Here is a 24602-nt window from a genome sequence, read left to right on the forward strand (position 1 = left end):
CTGTCCGCCGGGCGCGGTCGTCGTGAGGGGGCGGGATCAGTCGGTGAGGTTCACCGAACGGGCCGAGGCGGCACCGATCTCGTCGGCGATCTCGGTGAGGACCGACTGCGGGATGGTGTCGTCGACGGTGAGGACGACCAGCGCCTCGCCGCCCGCGTCCTTCCGCGAGACCTGCATGCCCGCGATGTTCAGACCGGCCTCGCCGAGGATCTTGCCGACGGCGCCGACGACGCCCGGACGGTCCTCGTACCGCAGGACGACCATGTGGTCGGCGAGCGCCAGATCGACGTCGTGCTCGCCGATCGCGACGATCTTCTGGAGGTGCTTGGGGCCGGCCAGCGTGCCGGAGACCGCGACCTCCTCACCACTCGACAGCGTGCCGCGGACGGTGACGACGTTGCGGTGGTCCGGCGACTCGGAGCTGGTGGTGAGGCGGACCTCGACACCGCGCTCCTGGGCGAAGAGCGGGGCGTTGACGTACGACACGGTCTCGTCGACGACGTCCTCGAAGACGCCCTTGAGCGCGGAGAGTTCGAGCACCTTCACGTCGTGCTGCGTGATCTCGCCGTAGACCTCGACGTCGAGACGGGCTGCGACCTCGCCCGCGAGCGCGGTGAAGATCCGGCCGAGCTTCTCGGCGAGCGGCAGTCCGGGGCGCACGTCCTCGGCGATGACGCCGCCCTGGACGTTGACGGCGTCGGGCACGAGCTCACCGGCGAGGGCCAGGCGGACGGACTTGGCGACCGCGATGCCCGCCTTCTCCTGCGCCTCGTCGGTGGAGGCACCGAGGTGCGGGGTGCAGACGACCTGGTCGAACTGGAACAGCGGGGAGTCCGTGCAGGGCTCCTTGGTGTACACGTCCAGTCCCGCGCCGGCGACCCGGCCCTCCTTGAGGGCGGAGGCAAGCGCCTCCTCGTCGACGATGCCGCCGCGCGCGGCGTTGACGATGCGCACCGAGGGCTTCACCTTGTGCAGCGCCTCGTCGCCGATCAGGCCGAGCGTCTCGGGGGTCTTGGGCAGGTGCACCGTGATGAAGTCGGAGACCTCGAGCAGCTCGTCCAGCGTGAGGAGCTTGACGCCCATCTGCGCGGCGCGCGCCGGCTGCACGTAGGGGTCGTACGCGACGATCTTCATGCCGAAGGCCGACATGCGCTGCGCGACCAGCACGCCGATGCGGCCGAGGCCGACGACTCCGAGGGTCTTCTCGCTGAGCTCGACACCCGTGTACTTGGAGCGCTTCCACTCGCCGTTCTTCAGGGCGGTGTTGGCCTGCGGGATGTTGCGCGCGGTGGCGACGAGCAGGCCGCAGGCCAGCTCGGCGGCGGTGACGATGTTGGACGTCGGCGCGTTGACGACCATCACACCGGCCTTGGTGGCCGAGGAGACGTCGACGTTGTCCAGACCGACGCCCGCGCGGGCGACGACCTTGAGCTTCTTGGCCACGGCGATGGCCTCGGCGTCGACCTTGGTGGCGGAACGCACCAGGATCGCGTCGACGTCCGCGATCGCGGGGAGGAGTTCGGCGCGGTCCGCGCCGTTGCAGTGCCGGATCTCGAAATCCGGACCCAGGGCGTCAACCGTGGCGGGCGACAGCTCTTCGGCGATGAGTACGACAGGTTTCGAGCTCACGTGTGTCCTCACAAGTCCAGTGCGGACGGCCGTCCCGACGGCCGCAGGCGGTGGAGGGGCTAGCCGCGTGGAAGACGCACGACACTGTGGGCCCTGACGCGTGTATGTGTTGAGAAGTGTAGTCATGCGGCCGGGCGCGGTCTGCGCTCCGGTGAAAGGATCACCCGCACGGGGTGAGCGGTCTGTACATGCGTACGGTGCCGCCTTCCTGCCACCCGTCTCTCCCCGCAGTGACACGGGGTGTGAGGCCGGCCTCGCGCCGGGGGGCGGGCCCTTGCGGACCTGCCCCCCGGCGAGAACTCAGGCGTCCTCGTTGTCGACCCAGCTCATGAGCTTGCGGAGCTCCTTGCCGGTGGTCTCCAGCAGGGACTCGCTGTCGGCCTTCTTGTACTCGTTGTACTTGGGCAGACCGTTGTGGTACTCGGCCATCCACGCCTTGGCGAAGGTGCCGTCCTGGATCTCGGCGAGGACCTTCTTCATCTCGGCCTTGGTGGCGTCGGTGATGATGCGCGGGCCGGTGACGTAGTCGCCCCACTCGGCGGTCTCCGAGATGGACCAGCGCATCTTCTCCAGGCCGCCCTCGTACATGAGGTCCACGATGAGCTTCAGCTCGTGGAGGCACTCGAAGTACGCGATCTCCGGCTGGTAGCCGGCCTCGGTCAGCGTCTCGAAACCGGCCTTCACCAGGGCGGCCGTGCCACCGCAGAGGACGGCCTGCTCACCGAACAGGTCGGTCTCGGTCTCCTCGGTGAAGGTCGTCTTGATGACTCCGGCGCGGGTGCCGCCGATGCCCTTCGCGTAGCTGAGGGCGAGCTCCAGGCCCTTGCCCGAGGCGTCCTGCTCGACCGCCACGATGCACGGGACGCCGCGGCCCTCCTCGTACTGGCGGCGGACCAGGTGGCCCGGGCCCTTCGGGGCGACCATGCAGACGTCGACGTTGGCCGGCGGCTTGATGAAGTCGAAGCGGATGTTCAGGCCGTGGCCGAAGAACAGCGCGTCGCCGTCCTTGAGGTTGTCCTTGACGGACTCCTCGTAGACCTGGGCCTGGATCGGGTCCGGGACGAGGATCATGATGACGTCGGCCTCGGCGGCGGCCTCGGACGGGGTCACCACGCGCAGGCCCTGCTCCTCGGCCTTGGCCTTGGACTTCGAACCCTCGTGCAGACCGACACGGACGTCGACACCCGAGTCACGCAGCGACAGCGCGTGGGCGTGCCCCTGGCTGCCGTAACCGAGGACCGCGACCTTACGGCCCTGGATGATGGACAGGTCGGCATCGTCGTCGTAGAACAGCTCGGCCACTGGGTCTTCTCCTTGGTGTGCAGGTGTTGCGTCCCACCGTACGGCGGGGTGCGTGGGGTACGTTGCCGGGTCTCGCCATACGAGCGGCGAGATGGCCGGATGGGGCTACGCCGTACGGTCGAGAGCGCGCAGGGAACGGTCGGTGATCGAGCGCGCGCCGCGCCCTATGGCGATGGTGCCGGACTGGACGAGCTCCTTGATGCCGAACTGCTCCAGCATCTTGAGCATGGCCTCCAGCTTGTCGGCTCCCCCGGTCGCCTCGATCGTGACGGCCTCCGGGGAGACGTCGACGGTCTTGGCACGGAACAGCTGGACGATCTCGACGATCTGGGAGCGGGTCTCGTTGTCGGCACGGACCTTCACCAGGACGAGCTCCCGCTGGATCGCTGCGGCGGGCTCGAGTTCGACGATCTTCAGGACGTTGACCAGCTTGTTGAGCTGCTTCGTCACCTGCTCCAGGGGCAGGCCCTCGACGTTCACGACAATGGTGATGCGTGAGATGTCGGGATGTTCGGTGGTACCGACCGCGAGCGAGTCGATGTTGAAGCCGCGCCGGGAGAACAGGGCCGTGATCCGGGCGAGGACACCCGGCTTGTTCTCGACCAGGACGGAGAGTGTGTGCTTACTGGACATGGAGTCGGTCTCTCTCTGTCTCTCAGTCGTCTTCGTTGTCGCCGAAGTCGGGGCGGACGCCGCGCGCTGCCATGACCTCGTCGTTGGAGGTGCCGGCTGCGACCATCGGCCACACCATGGCGTCCTCGTGGACGATGAAGTCGATGACGACCGGGCGGTCGTTGATCGCGTTGGCCTCGGCGATGACCTTGTCCAGGTCGGCCGGGTCCTCGCAGCGGATCGCGTAACAGCCCATGGCCTCGGACAGCTTGACGAAGTCCGGCACGCGCGTGCCCTTGGCGGCATTGCCGTCCGCGTCCGGGCCGGAGTGCAGCACGGTGTTGGAGTAGCGCTGGTTGTAGAACAGGGTCTGCCACTGGCGGACCATCCCGAGCGCGCCGTTGTTGATGATCGCGACCTTGATCGGGATGTTGTTGAGCGCGCAGGTGGTGAGTTCCTGGTTGGTCATCTGGAAGCAGCCGTCGCCGTCGATCGCCCAGACGGCGCGGTCGGGCATGCCCGCCTTGGCACCCATCGCGGCCGGGACGGCGTACCCCATGGTCCCGGCGCCGCCGGAGTTGAGCCAGGTGGAGGGCTGCTCGTAGTTGATGAAGTGCGAGGCCCACATCTGGTGCTGGCCGACGCCCGCCGCGAAGATCGTGCCCTCGGGGGCGAGCTGGCCGATGCGCTGGATGACCTGCTGCGGGGAGAGGCTGCCGTCCTCCGGCAGGTCGTAGCCGACCGGGTAGGTGTCGCGCCAGCGGTTGAGGTCCTTCCACCAGGCGCTGTAGTCGCCGGTGTTGCCGTCGGTGTGCTCCGCCTGGACCGCCTGGACGAGGTCGGCGATGACCTCGCGGGCGTCTCCGACGATCGGGACGTCGGCGGCGCGGTTCTTGCCGATCTCGGCCGGGTCGATGTCCGCGTGGACGATCTTGGCGTACGGCGCGAAGCTGTCCAGCTTGCCGGTGACGCGGTCGTCGAACCTTGCCCCGAGCGCGACGATCAGGTCGGCCTTCTGCAGCGCGGTGACGGCGGTGACCGAACCGTGCATGCCGGGCATCCCCACGTGCAGCGGGTGGCTGTCGGGGAAGGAGCCGAGCGCCATCAGGGTGGTGGTGACGGGCGCTCCGGTGAGCTCGGCCAGGACCTTCAGCTCGGCGGTGGCGCCGGCCTTCATGACGCCGCCGCCGACGTAGAGCACGGGGCGCTTGGCCTGCGTGATGAGCTTGGCGGCCTCGCGGATCTGCTTGGCGTGCGGCTTGGTGACCGGGCGGTAGCCGGGCAGGTCCATCGTCGGCGGCCAGCTGAAGGCCGTCCTGGCCTGCAAGGCGTCCTTGGCGATGTCGACGAGGACCGGTCCCGGGCGGCCGGTGGAGGCGATGTGGAAGGCCTCGGCGACCGTGTGCGCGATGTCCTCTGCGCGGGTGACCAGGAAGTTGTGCTTCGTGATGGGCATCGTGATGCCGCAGATGTCGGCTTCCTGGAAGGCGTCCGTACCGATGGCGCCGGAGGCGACCTGGCCGGTGATCGCGACCAGCGGCACGGAGTCCATCGCCGCGTCGGCGATGGGCGTCACCAGGTTGGTGGCACCGGGACCCGAGGTGACCATGCACACGCCGACCTTGCCGGTCGCCTGTGCGTAGCCGGTGGCCGCGTGACCGGCACCCTGCTCGTGGCGGACCAGGATGTGACGGACCCGGGTGGAGTCCATCAGGGGGTCGTACGCGGGAAGGATGCAGCCGCCGGGGAGGCCGAATACGGTGTCGGCGCCGACTTCCTCGAGAGAACGGATGAGGGACTGCGCGCCCGTGAGGTGCTCAACGGAGGCGGAGGACGGTCCGCCGTTACGGGCCCGCGGCTGCGGGTGCTGGGCCCCGGTGGCCTGCTCGGTCATCGGCATTCTCTTCTCGAAGCTGAGGGTTTATGCGGTGTTTTTGCGGGGTTTTGAACGGTCCCGGTGCAACAAAAAACCCCTCGTGCCGTGAGGCAAGCGAGGGGAGCGCGCCGGTGCGGTCTGCGGGGTGTCCATGAGTGACCCTGCTTCAGCCGACGCGCTTTCCAAGTACGAGAATTCGGGTGCGCATGGCATTGACCCTCTCTCCGGCACGCGCACGGTGTCAAGTAGGTGGGACGGTCGTCTCATCATGTGAGCGGTTCTGGAGCGGGATCACGCCGCCCGCGAGCACCGGCCGAGGGGCCGGGCCGACGGCCGGGACGGGGTACTTCCCGCGGATGAGGGTGCGCCGCAGCCGGTACTCGTCCAGCGGCCCGGAGAAGGCCATTCCCTGGCCGTGCGTACATCCCATCGCGCGCAGCGCGCGCACCTGCTCGGGCACGTCCACCCCCTCGGCCACCGACTGCATGCCGAGATCCCCGGCGATCCGCAGCAGCCCACTGGTGATCTTGTGCAGCCTCGCCGATTCGACGACGCCCTCCACGAGGCACCGGTCCAGTTTCAGTACGTCGATGGGAAGCCGGCGCAGGGCGTTGACCGCGGCGTAGCCGCTGCCGAAGCCGTCGAGCGCGATCCGGACGCCCAGTCTGCGCAGTGCGACCAGCCGCTGCTCCAGCTCGTCGAAGGAGACCCGTGGGTCACTGTCCGCCACTTCGATCATGAGGGCGCCCGAGGGCAGCCCGTGCCGGGTCAGGAGCGCCTCCACGGAACCCGGCGGCAGGGCCCGGTCCAGGAGCCGGGCGGCGGACACGCGCACGGATACGGCGACCGGGTGCCCGGCCCTGGAGCGGTCGGCGGCCTGCTCGACGGCCTCCTCCAGCAGCCAGGTGCCCAGCTCGGCGGCGCGCTCGTTGTCCTCGGAGACGCGGAGGAACTCGGCCGGGGTGAAGAGGATGCCCTGGGAGGAGCGCCAGCGGGCCTGGGCGGCGACGGCCGCGACCGTGCCGCTGGCCAGATGGACGACGGGCTGGTGGAGCAGGGCGAACTCGCCCTCGCGCAGGGCCGTGCGGAGCCGCGCGGCCAGCTCGGAGCGGCGCACGACGTCCGCCTGCATCTGGGGGGCGTACAGCTCGACCCGGCCCTTGCCGTTCGCCTTCGCGCGGTACATGGCGAGGTCGGCGTTGCGCATGAGGTCCTTCGGCGTGATGGAGGGCTCGGCGAAGGCGACCCCGATGGAGGCGGCGACCCGGACCTCGCCGGCGCCGATCCGGTACGGCTGGGAGAGCCTGAGGCGCAGCCGGTCGGCGATCTCGTGGACCTGGTACTCCCGGGCGGCCTGGTCCCGGGTGCCGTCGCCGACGATGAGCGCGGCGAACTCGTCGCCCCCGAGGCGTGCCGCGGTGTCCGACGTGCGTACGGACTCCAGCAGGCGGCGCCCGGCCTGGACCAGGAGCTCGTCGCCCGCCTGATGGCCGATGGAGTCGTTGACCGCCTTGAAGCCGTCGAGGTCGATGAAGAGCACGGCGGTACCCGGGTCCCCGGCCCGGCGGCCCCCCAGCGTCTGACCGACCCGGGTGGTGAACAGGGCACGGTTGGGCAGATCGGTGAGCGAGTCGTGTTCGGCGTTGTGCTGGAGCTGCGCCTGCAGCCTGACCCTCTCGGTCACATCGCGGCTGTTGAGCAGCAGGCCGCCCGCGTGCCGGTTGACGGATGACTCGACGTGGAGCCAGTCACCCGTGCCCGACCTGAAGCGGCACTCGATCCGGGTGGTGGACTCCTCCCCGGGCGGGGCGGCGAGGAAGCGCCGCAGCTCGTGGACAACTCCCCCCAGGTCATCGGGATGGATGATCGACGACAGCTCCGCACCGACCAGGTCCTCGGCCTCACGCCGGTAGACCCCGGCCGCCGCGGGGCTCACGTAGCGGAGCACTCCGCTGGGCTCGGCGATCATGATGACGTCGCTGGAACCCTGCACCAGGGAGCGGAAGTGGTTCTCCTTCTGGGCGAGTTCCTGGGTGAGCGCGATGTTGTCGAGGAGCATGATGGCCTGCCGCAGGACCAGTGCGAGCACCACCGTGCAGCCGGTGAGGACCACGACCCGGTCGACCCTGCGGCCCTCCACCACGTTGTACAGGATGCCGAGGGTGCAGACCGCCGCGGCCAGGTAGGGCGTGAGTGCGGCGAGCGATCCGGCGATCGGACGGCTGACGGCGCGCGGCCCCGCGCCGGGCGCCTCGACAGCGTTGTCCTGACCGCGGCCGGCCCCCCAGGGGGCGTAGGCGAGGAGCAGGGAACCGGCGAACCAGCCCGCGTCCAGCAGCTGGCCCGAGTGGTACGTCGAGCGCAGCAGCGGGGCGGTGAACAGGGCGTCGCACAGGACGGTCAGGGCGAGGCCGGCGATGGCGGTGTTCACTGCGGAGCGGTTCATGCTGACCCGCCGGAAGTGCAGCGCGAGCACCATGGAGACCAGCACGATGTCGAGCAGCGGGTAGGCCAGCGAGAGCGCCGCCCTCGCCACGCTCTCCCCCGCCGCGTTCACGACGTGCGCGGTGTGGGCGAGCGCGAGGCTCCAGGACAGCGTCAGCAGGGATCCGCCGATCAGCCACGCGTCCAGCACCAGGCAGACCCAGCCCGCCCGCGTGACGGGCCGCTTGGCCAGGACGAGCAGCCCCACGATGGCCGGTGGAGCGAAACAGAGGAAGAAGAGGTCCGCGAGGGAGGGGGTGGGCACCGGACGGCCCAGCACCACCTCGTACCAGCCCCATACGGCGTTGCCTCCGGCGGCCATGACCGAGGACAGCGAGAAGAGGAGCCAGGCGGACCGGAACCGGCCGCCGCCGACGCGGGCGTAGAGGAAACACGACACGGCGGCGATCAGGGCGGCGGCACTGAGCCCGAAGTCACCCATGAACATGGCTACTTCGGGTGACCCCCAGCCGAAGGCGGCGCCCACCGCGTACCCGGCGCACACGGCGGCGAGGACGAGCTGGGCGTGCAGCCCCGTCACCCGTCCCGAAGCCGGCTGCCGGGCGAGAAGGCTACCGAGCGCGCTCACCGGAGATCTCCGCGAACACGCCCCGCCGCCCTCGCCGCAGTCGACCTCTTCCGCCCGCCCCGCCGCGCCGGTTCGTCTATCCATTGGCCGAACATCGCCCATCGCCCCCTCGCGTTGCGCTTCCTCCCCCGACGCCGTCCCTTCCACGACGCAGCCCTCTTCTGGACGATACACCAGAGTCGTCACTCAGGGATATAGCTCCTCTACTCTCCGTGACGACCTGGGGTGTTGGAGGAACGTGATGCGCCCGGAGCGCTTCGGAGCGCGTCAGCCGGTCGTCAGGACGAGGTTGCCGACCGCCTCTCCCGCGGCGAAACGGGTGAGCTGTCCGGCCAGCAGCCGCTTGGCCCGGGGCAGGAACGCGGAGGTGCTGCCGCCCACATGAGGAGTGATCAGCGTGTTGGGAGCATGCCAGAGAGGGTGACCCGCGGGCAGCGGTTCCGGGTCGGTCACGTCGAGCGCGGCACGCAGCCGCCCCGACTCCAGTTCGGACAGCAGGGCCGCGGTGTCGACGACGGCGCCCCGCGCGACGTTCACGAGCAGGGCGCCGTCCCGCATCGCGGAGAGGAAGCCCGGGCCCACCAGCCCTTGTGTGGAGGGGTTCAGCGGAGTGGACAGAATGACGACGTCGGCCTCGGGGAGCAGCGTGGGAAGTTCCTCGATCGCGTGTACGGGACCGCGTGCGGTGGCCCGTGCGGAGCGTGCGACGCGTACCACCCGCGCGCACTCGAAGGGTTCGAGCCGGTCCTCGATGGCCGCACCGATCGATCCGTAACCCACCACGAGGACGGACTTGTCGGCGAGTGCCGGATAGAAGCCGGACCGCCACTCCTCCTCGTCCTGGCCGTGCACGAAGCCGGGGAACCCGCGGAGCGAGGCCAGGATCAGCGCGAGTGCGAGCTCGGCCGTCGAGGCCTCGTGCACGCCCTTGGCATTGCACAGCCGCACTCCTGCGGGCAGCAGACCGAGCCCCGGCTCCACGTGGTCTATGCCCGCGGAGAGGGTCTGGACGACCTGCACCGCGCTCATCCCCTTCAGCGGACGGACCGCGACCTCCGGGCCCTTCATGTAGGGGACGACGTAGAACACGCAGTCGGCGGGATCCGCCGGGTAGTCCGGGCCACCGTCCCAGAAACGGTAGTCGAGACCCTCGGGGAGGCCCTCGACCTCATCGGCGGCGAACGGCAGCCATACGTCGGTGGCGGATGAAGAAGTCATGGTCAGGAGGCTATGCGAAAGGCGCGGAACCGCAGAGGTTACTTTGGGGTGCTGGAGGCCCCGTGATCATGGGACCGAGGGAGGGTTCGGGGAGTTGGAGCGCAGGACTATCGGTGCGGCGGCGCTCGCCGTGGGCGCGGTCGGGCTGGGCTGTATGCCGATGAGCTGGGCCTACAGCGCGTCGGAGCAGCGAGGCGACCGCTCGGTGCGGACCGTGCACGCCGCGCTGGACGCGGGCGTCCAACTGCTCGACACCGCCGACATGTACGGGCCGTTCACCAACGAACTGCTCGTCGGAAGGGCGCTCAGGGGCCGCCGGTCCGAAGCCTTCCTCTCCACCAAGTGCGGTCTGCTGGTGGGGGATCAGCACATCGTGGCCAACGGACGCCCCGGCTATGTGCGCAGGGCCTGTGACGCCTCGCTGCGACGGCTCCAGACCGATGTGATCGACCTCTACCAGTTGCACCGGGCGGACCCCGAGGTGCCGGTGGAGGAGACGTGGGGCGCCATGGCGGACCTGGTGACCGCCGGCAAGGTGCGGGCCCTCGGGCTGTGCGCCGTGGGTGCCCGGGCAGGCCGTGGGCCGGGGGCGCGGATGCACGACGGCACCCTCAGGCAGTTGGAGCGGGTGCAGCAGGTGTTTCCCGTCAGCGCGGTCCAGGCGGAGCTCTCGGTGTGGTCGCCCGAGGCTCTGGAAGACCTGCTTCCGTGGTGCGCGGCGCGCGGTGTGGGTGTGCTGGCCGCGATGCCGCTGGGCAACGGCTATCTCACGGGCACCCTCAAACCCGGTCAGGGCTTCGAGCCCGATGACCCGCGGGCCAGGCATCCCCGCTTCACCGCGGAGATGATGGCGGCCAACCAGCCGGTGGTGGTGGGGCTGCGCAGGATCGCGGAGCGGCACGGCGCCACTCCGGCGCAGGTGGCTCTGGCGTGGGTCCTGCGGCAGGGCCGCCATGTGGTGCCGGTGCCCGGGGCGAAGCGGGAGCGATGGGCCGTGGAGAACGCGGGAGCGGCGGAGCTGGCCCTGACGGACCGGGATCTGGCGGAGATAGCCGGGCTGCCGCGGGCCCTCGGATCATGGGACTGACTCCGCCCGGTGGAGCCTGCTCCATGGCCTGGCACTGGCTCCGTCGCGGGAGAATTCGGCGAAGATCGGGAACCCGGGGCGGAGTGGCGGTGTAAGAACAGTAGTCGTGCGACCGTCGAAAGGATCGGTGCTGTGCAAACTCCCGTGCTGCGCAAGGGGGTAGTGGCCCTGCTCGCCTCGGCCGCCCTCCTGCTGTCCGCCTGCTCGTCCGATGACGGCCCGGCAGCCGGTGAGGGTGCCGCCTCGCCCCCGGCAAGCGCCACGCCCGCTCCCCCGGCCTCAGGGAGCCCGTCGGCGGAGCCACCGCCGGCCAAGGGCTCGGCCGAAGTGGTGAAGACGCTCACGGACGGCCTCGCGTCTCCCTGGGGCCTCGCCGCACTTCCGGGGGGCGACCTGCTGGTCGCCTCGCGCGACGAAGCGACGATCACCCGCATCGACAGTGAGAGCGGCAAGAAGACGCTGCTCGGCTCGGTGCCGGGGGTGGCGCCGGCGGGCGAGGGCGGCCTGCTGGGCCTCGCCGTCGCCCCGACCTTCGGCGCGGACCATCTGGTCTACGCCTACTTCACCACCGAGTCGGACAACCGCATCGCCCGCATGCTGTACGACGAGAAGAAGCCCGCGGGCCGGCAGCTGGGCGCCCCGGACACCATTCTCCGGGGCATCCCGAAGGGCTCCATCCACAACGGCGGGCGGATCGCGTTCGGGCCGGACCGCATGCTGTACGCAGGCACGGGCGAGACGGGTGACACAGGTCTCGCCCAGGACAAGTCGTCCCCTTCGGGCAAGATCCTGCGGATGACGCCCGACGGCGAGCCGGTGCACGGCAATCCCGAGGCCGACTCCCTGATCTATTCGTACGGGCACCGCAACGTCCAGGGTCTCGCCTGGGACGGTGGTAAGCGGCTCTGGGCTGCCGAATTCGGCCAGAACACCTGGGACGAGCTGAATCTGATCGAGCCGGGCAAGAATTACGGCTGGCCCGATGTCGAGGGCAAGGAGGGCGAGCCGGGGTTCGTCGACCCGGTCGCCCAGTGGAAGACCTCGGAGGCTTCGCCGAGCGGCATCGCGTATGCGGAGGGGTCGATCTGGATGGCGGGGCTGCGGGGCGAGCGGCTCTGGCGGATCCCGCTCTCGGGCAAGGCGGACGGGGAGCCGCTGGCCGCCCCCCAGGCGTTCCTGGAAGGGAAGTACGGCCGTCTGCGCACGGTGCTCGCCGCGGGCGGCGACAAGCTGTGGCTGGTCACGAGCAACACGGACGGGCGCGGCGACGTGAAGTCGGGGGACGACCGGATCCTTCTCCTGAAGGTGCGGTAACCGGGGGCCGAGCCCCCGGACTCCGGGTCTCCCGGGTCCCCGCTCCGCCGGACACGGCCGGAAGCGGGTGCGCCGGTGCGGGCCGCCGCCTCCGGCCGGAGGCGGCGGCCCGGCCAGGGTGCCGGCGCACCCGGTCCACACCCTGCTGCGGACGGGAGTAGGGGCACGACAGGAAGCCGCGCTCCCGTTCCCGCCCCAAGGGATGCCGCCGCGCCGGGCCAGTGCCGCACCGGGCGGGTGCCGTATCGCTGCGGACGGGGCGCCCGGATCCTGGTGACGGATGACTCGGCCGACGGCCTGCGGAGCCTCAGCCTCCGGCGGCGGACGGCAGCGCGACGAAGAGGTCGAGGTACATGCCGACGGAGATCAGCAGGCCGAGCACGCCAAGTGCCGTGCCCGCCACGGCGACGGAGCGGACCCAGCCCGCCTGTGGAAGGACGGAGGGTGCGCCGAATGCGGGGCGGACCAGGACGAAGACGCCGACGATCAGCGCGAGCAGCGCGAAGAGCCCGTTGACGAGGGCCGTGGTGTGCCAGGCGTCACCGTAGATCTCGGAGATCTGCTGGGCTGCGCTGCCACCGCCGGAGGTCTTGATCTGTCCCATGAGGGTCTCGCGCTCGGCGGCGACGCGTCCGGTCCACGCGCCCGAGAGCGAGACGATACCGAGCCCGGCGGCCACGACGGCTGCGGCTCCGGTCCCGACTCCTGCGGCGGCGGTGGCATCGGCTTCGGCGTAGGGGTCCGGCTCGACCTCCAGGCCGTCCTCCGCGGCGGCGTCGGTCGCGGCCACGTCCATGGCGGTCACGTCCGACGCGGTCACGCCCGGTGCGACACCGTCCGGGACGGCGTCGTCCCCGGGGCCGGCCTTCTTCGTCACGTCCGGTGTAGCGGCGGTCGTGTCGGCCGCCTTCCTTTCCTCGGTGTCGTCGGTGGTCGGAGTGGAGGGGGAGGTGTTCATGCGCCGCACGCTAGGGGTCCCGTATGAGAGCCTCCTTAACACTGAGAGCCTCAGCCCTGTGCCGTACGCCATTCAGAGGCCAGGACCGCCCAGATCTCATGGTCGTGACGCTTGCCGCGGTACGGATAGGCCTCGCGCAGTACACCTTCGCGCGTCATGCCGAGGCGCGCGGCCACGGCGACGCTGCGGGTGTTGGCGGAGGAAGCGATCCACTCCACCCGGTGCATCCCCCGTACGCCGATGGCCCAGTCGATCAGTTTCCGGGAGGCGCGGGTCACCAGGCCCCGGCCCTCCGCGGCGGCCTCCAGCCAGCAGCCGATCTCGCAGTTGCCGGTACCGGCCTCGAATATCCGGAACAGGACGCCGCCGACCAGCGTGCCGTCCAGCCAGATGCCGTAGAGCCGGCCGGTGTCCGCCGCCTGCTTGTCGGCGTACCGCTGGAGAAGGGCCCGTGCGGAGGTGAGGTCCGTGGCGGCCGCGGCGAACGGGATCCAGGGGTCGACCAGGGCGCGCGCCCGGTCCATGTGGGCCAGGAACTCCTCCGCCTGCCAGGGCTCCAGCGGGCGGAGCTCCGCCCCGTCGTCGCCCAGTGACACCGTGAACACAGTGGCTCTCCTCGGTCCTCGTAACAGCTCAGTGGAGGTGCTGCACGACGGGCCGGTCGGCGTCGCCGGTGCGCTCCCCCGGGATTTTCGCATGCGGGGCGGTGCGGTCGGGCGGGTCGACGCTGATGCGCGGAATCAGCCGGTCCAGCCAGGCGGGGAGCCACCAGTTCGCACCCCCGAGCATGTGCATCAGCGCGGGCACCAGCAGGGTGCGCAGGACGAAGGCGTCGAGTGCGACGGCTGCGGCCAGTGCGATGCCGAACATCGCGATGACACGGTCGCCGCTGAGGACGAAGGCGAGGAAGACGGAGATCATGATCACCGCGGCAGAGTTGATCACCCGGCCGGTCTCCGCGAGGCCGACGCTCACCGATCGGTGGTTGTCCCCGGTCTCCAGCCACTCCTCGTACATCCGGCCGACGAGGAAGACCTGGTAGTCCATCGACAGCCCGAAGAGCACCGAGACCATGATCACCGGGAGGAACGGTTCGATGGGACCGGCGCTGCCGAGCCCCAGCAGTTCGCTCCCCCACCCCCACTGGAAGACGGCGACGACGACGCCGAGGGACGCGGCCACGGCGGCCACGTTCATCACGGCGGCCTTGAGGGGGACGGCCAGGGAGCGGAACGCCAGCAGCAGGAGCAGGCAGCCGAGCCCGACGACCACCCCGACGAAGAGTGGCAGCTTGCCGATGATGATCCCCGCGAAGTCGTCGTAACTCGCCGTCACTCCGCCCACGTGCATCCGGAGCGAGGTGTTCTCCCCCACCGGTGGAAGGACGTCGTGACGCAGCCGGTCGACGAGTTCGCTGGTCCGCTGCGACTGGGGCGCGGACTCGGGGACGACGGTGAGGAACGCGGTGTCACCGCTGCCGTTGTACGTCAGCGGACTCACCGAGGTGACACCGTCGGTGGCCCGCAGCACGGAGGGCAGGCCGTCCAGGGCGAGCCGGTCGTCGGCTCCGTCGAGGTGGGCGGCTATCGTCAGCGGCCCGTTGACGCCGGCGCCGAACCCCTCGGCCAGCAGGTCGTACGCCTGACGGGTGGTGGCCGTGGCGGGGTTGTTGCCCTGGTCGGAGGTGCCCAGATGCAGGGAGAGCGTGGGCACCGCGAGCACTGCCATGAGAACGGCGGCTACGGCTCCCAGCAGCCGGGGACGCCGCTCGACGAAGGCCGACCAGCGGACGGCGAAGCCGGTGGCCTGTTCGCTCTGCGGCCCGTGCTCGGCGAGCCGCCCGCGTTCCCGCCGGCTCAGAGCCCGCGTCCCGATGAAGGAGAGCAGCGCGGGCAGCAGGGTCACGGACGCGGCGACGGTCAGCACCACGGTGAGCGAGGCGGCGATCGCGACGCCGTTGAGGAAGCCGAGCCGCAGGACCAGCATGCCCAGCAGGGCGACGCAGACGGTCGCTCCGGCGAAGACGACGGCACGCCCTGTCGTGGCGACGGCGTTCCGCGCCGCTTCGTCCACGGACAGACCGCGCCGCAGTCCCCGCCGGTGCCGGGTGACGATGAAGAGGGCGTAGTCGATGCCGACGCCGAGCCCGATCAGCATGCCCAGCATCGGTGCGAAGTCGGCGACGGTCATGATGTGGCCGAGCAGCACGATGCCCGCGTACGCGGTGCCGACGGAGACGAGGGCGGTGGCGATGGGCAGCAGGCTCGCGGCCAGCGAGCCGAACGCGAGGAAGAGGACGACCGCGGCGACGGCCACCCCGATGGCCTCGCTCAGATGGAGCGCGGGCGCCTCGGTCGCGGCGACGGCGGTGCCGCCGAGCTCGACCTGGAGCCCTTCTCCCGCGGCTTCCTGTGCGGTGTCGACGACGGCCTGGGCCTGTTCCGGCGGGATCTCGCCGGCCCGGTGGTCGAAGGTGACCGTCGCGTAGGCGGTGCGTCCGTCCGCGCTGATCTGTCCTTCGGCTGCCGCCCCGTAGGGCCCGGTGACGCCGCCGACTCCGGGCAGTGCGCGGATCGCGTGCAGCGTCCCGGTCATCGTCCGCTCGACGTCGGCGTCGCGGACGGTGGAGTCCGCGGTGTGCCAGACGACGGTGCCGGTGTCACCGCCGATCTCGTCGAACCCCGTCTGCAGGAGCTCGCCGGCGCGGCCGGATTCGGTGCCCGGCACCTCGTAGTCGGCGGAGTAGGCGGAACCCGCGAACCCCGCTGCGGTGGCCACTCCCCCGAGGGCGAACAACCAGATGAGGACGGCGACGAGGCGGTGCCTGAGGCACCAGCGTGCGATGGCGGCCAACGGACGTGCTCCTGGGGTTCGTGGACCGTAGGGGGATATAACCGGAACATCCCACGAAGTCGCATGACCTGAATGGCCCACTCTGTCAGCCATTCCAGATCTTTTGCGGCTTTCGTGGCCATGGTCACATGGCTTGACTTCCGCCCTCGTCGCGGGACCGCTGTCTCACCGACGCCCCGCCGCCCGGCCCCTCTCCGACCGCCTGCCGAGCACCGCCCGACCGCTTCACACCTGCTTTCCACCGGCAGAGCCAACCGTCCCGCCGTCCCGCCGTTCAGCCGTTCAGCCGTTCAGCCTTTCAACCTTTCAGCCGGAGACGCTCGCCCTGCCGTTCTCGATGTGGCCCATCAGCCGGCGCCGGAAGGACCCCGCTTCGTCGGCCGTCACCGAGAGGTCGTACCAGCCGTGCGCGTCGGCCGCGGAGTGCACGACCGTACGGCTGCGCCCCGGCTTCACCTTGACCGTCCGGTTCCAGTCCCGCAGGTCGTCCTCGTCGACGTATCCGAGGGGCCGCACGGTGAACGTCAGCGTCCGCCTGCCGTTGTTGCGCAGTGTGAGGTGCAGGTCCCGCTCGCGGGCGTCGATGCGGGAGGAGAGTTCGGCGGACCCGTCCGAGGCTCCTTCGAACTCCCGCCGGAAGCCGTTCGGGCCGGTGACCGTGAAGCGGTACCCGTCGCCGGCGAGCGGCACCGTCCACCGCCCGCCGCCCCTGACGTCACGGTGCTGCGGAGCGGGGAACTCCTCCGCGTAGGGGTAGAGCGCGAAGTGCGCGGAGGATGTGCCGGAGTTGCTGAGATCCACCCGCAGCTCCCCGTCCACGAGCTTCGCCTGCGCGTCGCACCGGTAGGGCAGGGGCCGCGCCGGGCGGGTGCCAGGCTCCTGGAGCGGCATGTGCTGGACGGCCGGCGGCTTCGGCTGCCATCGTCCGCCGAACGGCGGGATCGCGGCGGGTTGCTCCGTCTCCGGCTGCCGCCGCGCACGGGTGAAGTCGAAGGCCGAGGTGAGGTCGCCGGTGACCTGGCGCCGCCAGTCACTGATGTTGGGCTCCTCCACCCCCGTCCAGCGCTCCAGGAGGCGGATCACCGAGGTGTGGTCGAAGACCTCGGAGCAGACGTATCCGCCGACCGACCACGGGGACACGACGAGCAGCGGCACCCGCACCCCCAGCCCCGTGGGCCTGCCCTCCCAGTGCTCCTCGGTGACCTCTGCGGGGGCGACCGGCGGGGGCACGTGGTCGAAGAACCCGTCGTTCTCGTCGTAGTTGATGAGGACGACGGTGCGCCGCCACACATCGGGGTGCCGTCCGAGCGCGTCCAGCACCTTGTAGACGATCGTCGCGCTGTGCACCGGCGAGGAGACGCTCGGGTGCTCGGAGTCCACCGCCGACGGGACCAGGTAGGAGACCTCGGGCAGCGTCCCCGCCGCGACGTCCTCGGCGAACTCGTCGGCGAGTGTGCCCGTCCGGACCCGGCGCAGCCCCCGGTCGAAAAGACTGCGATCGGCAGCCGTCAGGGCCGCGACACCCTCGTCGAGCAGCCCCAGCAGCCGCTCCCGCTCCCCCTCCGTGTCCGCCTCACGCACGGCGGCGTAGAAGGACTCCATGTAGGTGTGGCCGCCGGTCCTCGCCAGGGCTTTGCGGGCGACGGCCTTGAAGGTGGCGAAGAACTCGATCTGGTTGTCGGTGAAGTTCTCCCACTCGGTGTACGTCTTCCAGCTCCGCCCGGCCTTCTCCAGACGCTCGGCGTAGGTGCCCCAGTCGTATCCGGGGTGGCTGCCCTCGTCGTACGCGTCGTTGCCCACGGCCCTCCTGCCGTTCGCCTCGGTGCCGGTCGTCCCGCTCCACAGATGGTTGCGGTTGGGGCTGGTGGAGGTGTGGATCGAGGAGTGGTAGGCGTCGCAGACCGTGAAGGTGTCGGCGAGTTCGTAGTGCAGCGGGATGTCACCGCGGTCGTAGTAGGCCATGGTCGCGGCGGTCTTCGCGGTGACCCAGCCGTTCATCCAGCCGTCGGCCCATGCCTTGGCGCCGCCGTTCCAGGAGTGGTCGAGGGCGCCGATGTACTGCAGGTCCTTCTTCTGGGCCTCCGCCGCCTCGCGGACGGGGAACGGCAGCACAGGGGCGCCCAGCGGGCCCGGCTGTTCGAAGACGGGCCTGCCCGAGGGAAGTTCGATCGCGTTGCGGTCACCGAAGCCGCGTACACCGCGCAGCATCCCGAAGTAGTGATCGAAAGAGCGATTCTCCTGCATCAGGATCACCACGTGTTCGACGGCCTCCAGACCCGCACCGCCGGACCGGTCGGCAGCGGGCTGTGCGGCGATCGCCGCCTGGAGCGACGGGGGCAGGAACGACCCCACCGCCGCGGCGCCGAGTGCGCCGCCCCCGAGCGCGAAGAGCCGCCGCCGTGACATGTCCGTGGTCAATTGAGCCTCCCGGTTCCGTATCTACGGGGGAAGCTATTCAGGCCGGGTGGCTACGGGAAGACCGCCGAACGGCCTGCCGGTGAACGTCCCCGCCGCACCCGGGGCACCCCTGGTACATGACGACGCCGCGAGCGGCACCAGCAGCGGGAAAGGGGGCGGCACACCCTGTACTACGGGTGCACCGCCCCCTTTCGGGGCGTGCCGGCAATCAGCCCTCGACGCCGAGCTTCTCCAGGATCAGCTCACGCACGCGCGCCGCGTCCGCCTGGCCGCGGGTGGCCTTCATGACCGCGCCCACGAGCGCGCCGGCCGCGGCGACCTTGCCGCCGCGGATCTTGTCGGCGATCGCCGCGTTGGCCGCGATGGCCTCGTCGACGGCGGTGCCGAGCGCACCCTCGTCCGAGACGACCTTCAGGCCGCGCTTCTCGACGACGGTGTCCGGGTCGCCCTCGCCCGCGAGGACACCCTCGAGGACCTGGCGCGCCAGCTTGTCGTTGAGATCGCCGGAGGTGACGAGCTCCGCCACCCGGGCGACCTGCGCCGGGGTGACCGGCAGCTCGTCCAGGCTTCGGCCGGTCTCGTTGGCGTTACGGGCGAGCTCGCCCATCCACCACTTGCGGGCCTGGTCCGAAGGGGCGCCCGCGTCCGTCGTGGCGACGATCAGGTCGACCGCGCCGGCGTTGAGGATGGACTGCATGTCGTGCTCGTTGACACCCCACTCCTCCTTCAGCCGCTTGCGGCGCAGCCGGGGCAGCTCGGGAAGTCCCTTGCGGAGCTCCTCGACCCAGTCGCGGGCGGGTGCGACCGGCACCAGGTCCGGCTCGGGGAAGTAGCGGTAGTCCTCGGCGTTGTCCTTGATGCGGCCGGCCGTGGTGGAGCCGTCCTCCTCGTGGAAGTGCCGGGTCTCCTGCACGATCGTCCCGCCGGAGTTCAGCACCGCGGCATGGCGCTGGATCTCGAAGCGGGCGGCGCGCTCGACGGAACGCAGCGAGTTGACGTTCTTCGTCTCGGAGCGCGTACCGAACTGCTCGCGGCCGTGCGGGCGCAGCGACAGGTTGACGTCGCAGCGCATCTGGCCCATTTCCATCCGGGCCTCCGAGACGCCGAGCGCCTTGATGAGCTCGCGGAGCTCGGCGACGTACGCCTTGGCGACCTCGGGGGCGCGTGCACCGGCCCCCTCGATCGGCTTGGTGACGATCTCGATGAGGGGGATGCCCGCACGGTTGTAGTCGAGCAGCGAGTGGGAGGCGCCGTGGATACGGCCGGTGGCACCGCCGACGTGTGTCGACTTGCCGGTGTCCTCCTCCATGTGGGCGCGCTCGATCTGCACGCGGAAGATCTCACCGTCCTCCAGCTGGACGTCCAGATAGCCGTCGAAGGCGATCGGCTCGTCGTACTGGGAGGTCTGGAAGTTCTTCGGCATGTCCGGATAGAAGTAGTTCTTCCGGGCGAAGCGGCACCACTCGGCGATCTCGCAGTTCAGCGCGAGCCCGATCTTGATGGCGGACTCGACGCCGATCTCGTTGACGACCGGAAGCGCGCCCGGCAGCCCGAGGCAGACCGGGCAGGTCTGCGAGTTCGCGTCCTGCTTGAGCTCGGTGGAGCAGCCGCAGAACATCTTGGTCCTGGTGCCCAGCTCCACATGGACCTCGAGGCCCATGACGGGGTCGTACGTCGCGAGGGCATCCTCGTACGACTCCAGGTCGATGACAGTCACTATGAAACTTTCCCTCTCAGCCCAGCAGGACGTCGTCGTCGCCGAGACGCTTGAGCTCGCGGTAGAGGATCGCGAGTCCGGTCACGATCGCGGCGGCGGATACGGCGGCGTCGATCAGCCGCAGCGTGTCCTTGTCCTGGCGGGCCATCCTCGCCTGCTTGACGACGCTGAGCGCACCGAAGGCGGTGCTGCCCAGGGACACGTAGACGCCGGACTTGGACTTCTTGAAGTTCTTGGCCTTCTTTGCCATTGCACTCACAGTGACGGAGCCTCCTCAAGCAGCGGGTGCCCCCACTTTTCCACGAAAGCGGCCTCGACGGCGGCTCCGACCTTGTAGAGCCGGTCGTCCTTCATGGCGGGGGCGATGATCTGCAGCCCGACCGGCAGGCCGTCCTCCGGGGCCAGGCCGCAGGGCAGCGACATGGCGGAGTTGCCGGCGAGGTTGGTCGGAATGGTGCACAGGTCCGCGAGGTACATCGCCATCGGGTCGTCGGCGCGCTCGCCGATCGGGAAGGCGGTGGTGGGCGTCGTCGGCGAGACGATGACGTCCACCTGCTCGAACGCCTTCTCGAAGTCCTGGGTGATGAGGGTGCGGACCTTCTGTGCCGAGCCGTAGTAGGCGTCGTAGTAGCCGGAGCTCAGCGCGTACGTACCGAGGATGATGCGGCGCTTCACCTCGTCGCCGAAACCGGCCTCGCGGGTGAGGGCGGTGACGTCCTCGGCGGACCGTGTGCCGTCGTCGCCGACCCTCAGGCCGTAACGCATGGCGTCGAAGCGCGCCAGGTTCGAGGAGCACTCGGACGGCGCGATCAGGTAGTACGCCGAAAGAGCGAGGTCGAAGGACGGGCAGTCCAGCTCGACGACCGTGGCGCCGAGGGACTTCAGCAGCTCGACCGACTCGTTGAACCGCTGGACGACCCCGGCCTGGTAGCCCTCGCCGGAGAACTGCTTGACCACACCGACGCGCATGCCCTGTACGGAGCCGTTGCGCGCGGCCTCGACGACCGGCGGGACCGGTGAGTCGATGGACGTCGAGTCGAGCGGGTCGTGGCCGCCGATGACCTCGTGCAGCAGCGCCGCGTCCAGGACCGTACGGGCGCAGGGGCCGCCCTGGTCGAGGGAGGACGAGAAGGCGACCATGCCGTAGCGGGAGACGCCGCCGTAGGTCGGCTTGACGCCGACGGTGCCGGTGACGGCCGCGGGCTGGCGGATGGAGCCGCCGGTGTCCGTGCCGATGGCGAGCGGGGCCTCGAAGGAGGCCAGCGCGGCGGAGGAGCCGCCGCCGGAACCGCCCGGGATACGGGTGAGGTCCCAGGGGTTCCCGGTCGGCCCGTAGGCGCTGTTCTCGGTGGAGGACCCCATGGCGAACTCGTCCATGTTGGTCTTGCCGAGGATGACGACGTCGGCCGCCTTCAGCTTCCTCGTGAGGGTCGCGTCGTACGGCGGGACCCAGCCCTCGAGGATCTTCGAGCCGACGGTGGTCGGCATGTCCTTCGTGGTGAAGATGTCCTTGAGCGCGAGCGGGACGCCGGCCAGCGGGCCGAGCTTCTCGCCCGCCTCACGCTTGGCGTCGACGGCGCGGGCCTGCGCGAGCGCGCCCTCGCGGTCGATGTGCAGGAAGGCGTGGACCTTCTCGTCGACGGCGTCGATCCGGGCCAGGTGGGCCTCGGTGACCTCGACGGCCGTCAGCTCGCCGGAGGCGATCCTCGCGGCGATCTGGGCCGCGGTGAGCTTGATGATGGTGCTGATGTCCGTCATGGCTGTTAGTCCTCCCCCAGGATCTGCGGCACCTTGAAACGCTGCTGCTCCTGGGCCGGGGCGCCGGAGAGCGCCTGCTCGGGGGTGAGCGACGGACGGACCTCGTCCGCGCGCATGACGTTGGTCAGCGGCAGCGGGTGGGAGGTCGGCGGTACGTCTTGGTCGGCGACCTCGGAGACGCGGGCGACCGCGCCGATGATGTCGTCGAGCTGACCGGCGAAGTGCTCGAGCTCTTCGCCCTTCAGCTCCAGACGCGCCAGCCGGGCGAGGTGGGCGACCTCCTCGCGCGTGATGCCAGGCATGCAGCGATCCTCAGGGGTTGGTGTGTGGTTTTGGCCCAATCCTATGGGGTCGCCGGAGGCGTCTGCGGCGGGCGGACGGAGCCCGCCCGCCGATTGAGGACAAAACGGCCACCGGGCGGGCGTTCACCGCGCCGCACCGGACCACGACGGGGCGTAGACCGGACCTCAGGTGGTGGCCGGACCGGGGTTCAGCGCGCGCCCCGCGGACCTGGGCGCAGGCTCGGGTGCCACCGCCGGCGCGGCCGCGGCCTCCAGCTCCGAGGGCCGTCGCCATCCGTGCTCGCCCCGCGCCCGCAGCCAGGCCGTCGTCTCCTGGGGCGGCATCGCCGCGGCGACGAGCCACCCCTGCACCGCGTCGCAGTGCAGGTCCCGAAGCCGCTCCCAGGTCTCGTCGTCCTCGACGCCCTCGGCGACGACGATCAGCCCGAGCGAGTGGGCCAGGTCGATGGTGCAGCGGACGATCTCGGCGTCCTCGTGGTCCACGGCCAGCCGCGCCACGAACGAACGGTCGATCTTGAGCTCGCTGACCGGCAGCTTCCGGAGGTGGACGAGGGAGGAGTAGCCGGTACCGAAGTCGTCGAGGGACATCTTCACCCCGTGCCCGGTCAGCCCCGCCAGGGTGTCGGCGGCCCGCTGGGGGTCCTCCAGCAGCACGTGTTCGGTTATCTCCAGCTGCAGCGCACCGGCGGGGACCCCGTGCCGGGCGAGCCGTGCGGCGACACTGCCCGCGAAGCCGGGGGTGTGGACGTCACGCGGCGAGACGTTGACCGCTACGGGGACGAACAGCCCCTGGGCCCGCCAGCGGGCCACCTGGGCGAGCGCGGTCTCCAGTACGTACTCGGTGAGGTGGGGCATCAGCCCGGAGGACTCCGCGATCGCGATGAACTCGTCCGGGGGAACCCGGCCGCGCTCCGGATGCACCCAGCGCACGAGCGCCTCCAGCCCGGCCACCTGGCCGTCGAAGCGCACCTTGGGCTGGTAGTGCAGTTCGACCTCGCCGGCGTCCAGGGCACGGCGCAGATCGCCCAACAGGCCAAGCCGGTCCGGGGTGTTGCTGTCGCGCTTGGACTCGTAGACCTCCACGCCCGTACGGTCCCGCTTGGCCTGGTACATCGCCACGTCGGCCCGTCTGAGCAGCCCTTCGGCGTCCAGTGCGTGGTCGGGGTGGACGGCGACGCCGGCGCTCGCCTCCAGCACCAGCGTGAGCCCGTCCAGGTCGAGGGGCGAGGAGAGCTCGGCGACGAGGTGGCGGGCGACGCGCTGGGCGCTGGTGGCAGAGCCCGCGGACGGCAGCAGGACCGCGAACTCGTCCCCGCCGAGGCGCGCTGCCTCCGCACCGCGCGGCAGGGCGAGGCGCAGCCGCTCCGCTATCTGGAGCAGGAGCCGGTCCCCGGCGAGATGGCCGAGGGTGTCGTTGACGGCCCGGAAGCGGTCGAGGTCGATGAGGACGAGGGCGGATCTCGCGCCGGTGCCGTCGGCCTCCTCCAGCGCCGTCCACGTCCTCTCCAGGAGCCACTGCCGGTTGGGCAGACCGGTGAGGGGATCCCTCAACTGCTCCTCGGCACGTGCGCGGGCGATCCAGAGCGTGGAGTCCAGGGCGATCAGCGGGACGGCGAAGAGCGGCAGCAGCACGGGCTTGGCGGATGCCACGACGCAGATCAGCGGGGCGATCCCGAGCAGTGCGACCGCGACGAGGCCCTGGCGCAGCAGAGCGGTGCGGGCGACCGTCGGCAACCCGCCGCTCTGGGACGCCCTCGCGTACCACAACAGGACGCGGGTGACGAGGAGATACGTGCCGGCGGCGAACAGCACGGTCGGCACGGCGTCGATGCCCCAGTCGAGTGGCCGCCAGGGTGCCTCGACGCTCGGCACCTCACCGAAGGCGGCCAGGACGAGCGCGGCCGCCCCGATGCCCAGTATGTCCACCGCCCCGTGCAGCAGCCCCTGCCACCAGCGGTGCCGCCTGGCCGTACCGACGAGCACCACCACGACGAGGCTGACCAGCCCGGCGGCGACCCAGCCGTAGAGCAGCAGGACGGCGAGGGTGAGCGCGGCACCGGAGCCGGTGCCACCCCACCACCGGTCACGTCCGAGGGCGACCAGATGGCCGACGACGATTCCGGTGAGCAGGGCGAGCGACCAGCCGGAGGTCCCGGCGGGGAAGAGCGCGTGGCCGTCCTGGACCGCCCGGTATAACCCGGCCGCGAGCTGCGCGGCGGCGACCGCCACGACGACGGCGCCCACTCTGGACGTGAGGCCCACGAAACCTTGCAGCCGCGACACCGGTGCGGCGCTCTCGGTCGGTTTCATTCCGTCCCTCTCACAGCCGGCGGTGTCGATGTCCCACGGTGGCCCCGCTCCCATGCCACCACGGCCCGAATCCCACCACGCGGCCGGGCACGACGGGTGCTCGTTCAACAGTAGGCCGACGAGGGCCCCCACGGGCGGCGCTCTGCAGGTCTTGCCCGAATGGGGCTCTGACACC

General features: G+C 70.6%; 17 protein-coding genes. 2 read left to right on the forward strand and 15 right to left on the reverse strand.

The features are described 5' to 3' along the window. Nucleotides 1-36 precede the first annotated feature (36 nt). From serA to BFF76_RS21745, 6 genes are all read right to left on the reverse strand, one after another. Nucleotides 37-1629 (reverse strand): phosphoglycerate dehydrogenase, encoded by a 1593-nt coding sequence (serA, locus tag BFF76_RS21720; RefSeq protein WP_031091633.1) that lies wholly within the window; start codon nucleotides 1627-1629, stop codon nucleotides 37-39. A gap of 300 nt (nucleotides 1630-1929) precedes the next feature. Further along, complete coding sequence (gene ilvC, locus BFF76_RS21725) at nucleotides 1930-2931, reverse strand: ketol-acid reductoisomerase (protein WP_031091632.1); 1002 nt, start codon at nucleotides 2929-2931, stop codon at nucleotides 1930-1932. Between the two features lie 105 nt (nucleotides 2932-3036). Next, entirely contained in the window at nucleotides 3037-3564 is a 528-nt protein-coding gene (gene ilvN / locus BFF76_RS21730) for an acetolactate synthase small subunit (RefSeq protein ID WP_031091631.1), read from the reverse strand. Between the two features lie 22 nt (nucleotides 3565-3586). Then, a complete protein-coding gene (locus tag BFF76_RS21735; protein ID WP_065848885.1) occupies nucleotides 3587-5443 on the reverse strand; it encodes an acetolactate synthase large subunit in 1857 nt (618 codons plus the stop codon). A 217-nt stretch (nucleotides 5444-5660) separates the two neighbouring features. Next, the gene (locus BFF76_RS21740; RefSeq protein WP_031091629.1) at nucleotides 5661-8492 is read right to left on the reverse strand and encodes a putative bifunctional diguanylate cyclase/phosphodiesterase; all 2832 of its coding nucleotides are present in this window, start codon (nucleotides 8490-8492) and stop codon (nucleotides 5661-5663) included. Between the two features lie 267 nt (nucleotides 8493-8759). After that, nucleotides 8760-9710, reverse strand: coding sequence for a 2-hydroxyacid dehydrogenase (locus BFF76_RS21745; RefSeq protein ID WP_031091628.1), 951 nt, complete (start codon nucleotides 9708-9710; stop codon nucleotides 8760-8762). A 130-nt stretch (nucleotides 9711-9840) separates the two neighbouring features. Between BFF76_RS21745 and BFF76_RS21750 the strand changes: the two genes are divergently transcribed. After that, complete coding sequence (locus tag BFF76_RS21750; protein WP_053929768.1) at nucleotides 9841-10797, forward strand: aldo/keto reductase; 957 nt, start codon at nucleotides 9841-9843, stop codon at nucleotides 10795-10797. Between the two features lie 132 nt (nucleotides 10798-10929). Further along, a complete protein-coding gene (locus tag BFF76_RS21755; protein WP_031091626.1) occupies nucleotides 10930-12111 on the forward strand; it encodes a PQQ-dependent sugar dehydrogenase in 1182 nt (393 codons plus the stop codon). A gap of 307 nt (nucleotides 12112-12418) precedes the next feature. Here the strand turns inward: BFF76_RS21755 and BFF76_RS21760 are convergent, their stop codons facing one another. The 9 genes from BFF76_RS21760 to BFF76_RS21800 form a co-directional block, all read right to left on the reverse strand. After that, entirely contained in the window at nucleotides 12419-13069 is a 651-nt protein-coding gene (locus BFF76_RS21760) for a hypothetical protein (protein ID WP_053929769.1), read from the reverse strand. Between the two features lie 50 nt (nucleotides 13070-13119). Further along, nucleotides 13120-13674, reverse strand: coding sequence for a GNAT family N-acetyltransferase (locus BFF76_RS21765; RefSeq protein WP_031091622.1), 555 nt, complete (start codon nucleotides 13672-13674; stop codon nucleotides 13120-13122). A gap of 28 nt (nucleotides 13675-13702) precedes the next feature. Continuing rightward, nucleotides 13703-15922, reverse strand: coding sequence for an MMPL family transporter (locus tag BFF76_RS21770; protein ID WP_065848886.1), 2220 nt, complete (start codon nucleotides 15920-15922; stop codon nucleotides 13703-13705). Nucleotides 15923-16228: 306 nt separating this feature from the next. After that, nucleotides 16229-18340: a phosphocholine-specific phospholipase C gene (locus tag BFF76_RS21775; RefSeq protein WP_053929771.1), complete on the reverse strand. Its 2112-nt coding sequence runs from the start codon at nucleotides 18338-18340 to the stop codon at nucleotides 16229-16231. Between the two features lie 208 nt (nucleotides 18341-18548). Continuing rightward, nucleotides 18549-20057: an Asp-tRNA(Asn)/Glu-tRNA(Gln) amidotransferase subunit GatB gene (gene gatB, locus BFF76_RS21780; RefSeq protein WP_031091618.1), complete on the reverse strand. Its 1509-nt coding sequence runs from the start codon at nucleotides 20055-20057 to the stop codon at nucleotides 18549-18551. A 16-nt stretch (nucleotides 20058-20073) separates the two neighbouring features. Then, nucleotides 20074-20307, reverse strand: a complete 234-nt coding sequence (locus tag BFF76_RS21785; RefSeq protein WP_053929772.1) for a hypothetical protein — start codon at nucleotides 20305-20307, stop codon at nucleotides 20074-20076. 5 nt (nucleotides 20308-20312) lie between these two features. Next, nucleotides 20313-21815: an Asp-tRNA(Asn)/Glu-tRNA(Gln) amidotransferase subunit GatA gene (gene gatA / locus BFF76_RS21790; protein WP_031091615.1), complete on the reverse strand. Its 1503-nt coding sequence runs from the start codon at nucleotides 21813-21815 to the stop codon at nucleotides 20313-20315. A gap of 5 nt (nucleotides 21816-21820) precedes the next feature. Beyond that, a complete protein-coding gene (gene gatC / locus BFF76_RS21795; protein WP_014153935.1) occupies nucleotides 21821-22117 on the reverse strand; it encodes an Asp-tRNA(Asn)/Glu-tRNA(Gln) amidotransferase subunit GatC in 297 nt (98 codons plus the stop codon). 165 nt (nucleotides 22118-22282) lie between these two features. Continuing rightward, nucleotides 22283-24427 (reverse strand): putative bifunctional diguanylate cyclase/phosphodiesterase, encoded by a 2145-nt coding sequence (locus BFF76_RS21800; protein WP_031091614.1) that lies wholly within the window; start codon nucleotides 24425-24427, stop codon nucleotides 22283-22285. Nucleotides 24428-24602: the final 175 nt, after the last annotated feature.

This window comes from Streptomyces mutomycini (assembly GCF_001700505.1).
Taxonomy (GTDB): Bacteria; Actinomycetota; Actinomycetes; order Streptomycetales; family Streptomycetaceae; genus Streptomyces; species Streptomyces mutomycini.

Coding starts and splice junctions, on each gene's coding strand:
- ilvN (WP_031091631.1), bottom strand. CDS start 3,564: ATGTCCAGTAAGCACACACTCTCCGTCCTGGTCGAGAACAAGCCGGGT.
- BFF76_RS21735 (WP_065848885.1), bottom strand. CDS start 5,443: ATGCCGATGACCGAGCAGGCCACCGGGGCCCAGCACCCGCAGCCGCGG.
- BFF76_RS21745 (WP_031091628.1), bottom strand. CDS start 9,710: ATGACTTCTTCATCCGCCACCGACGTATGGCTGCCGTTCGCCGCCGAT.
- BFF76_RS21760 (WP_053929769.1), bottom strand. CDS start 13,069: ATGAACACCTCCCCCTCCACTCCGACCACCGACGACACCGAGGAAAGG.
- BFF76_RS21785 (WP_053929772.1), bottom strand. CDS start 20,307: ATGGCAAAGAAGGCCAAGAACTTCAAGAAGTCCAAGTCCGGCGTCTAC.
- gatA (WP_031091615.1), bottom strand. CDS start 21,815: ATGACGGACATCAGCACCATCATCAAGCTCACCGCGGCCCAGATCGCC.
- gatC (WP_014153935.1), bottom strand. CDS start 22,117: ATGCCTGGCATCACGCGCGAGGAGGTCGCCCACCTCGCCCGGCTGGCG.
- BFF76_RS21800 (WP_031091614.1), bottom strand. CDS start 24,427: ATGAAACCGACCGAGAGCGCCGCACCGGTGTCGCGGCTGCAAGGTTTC.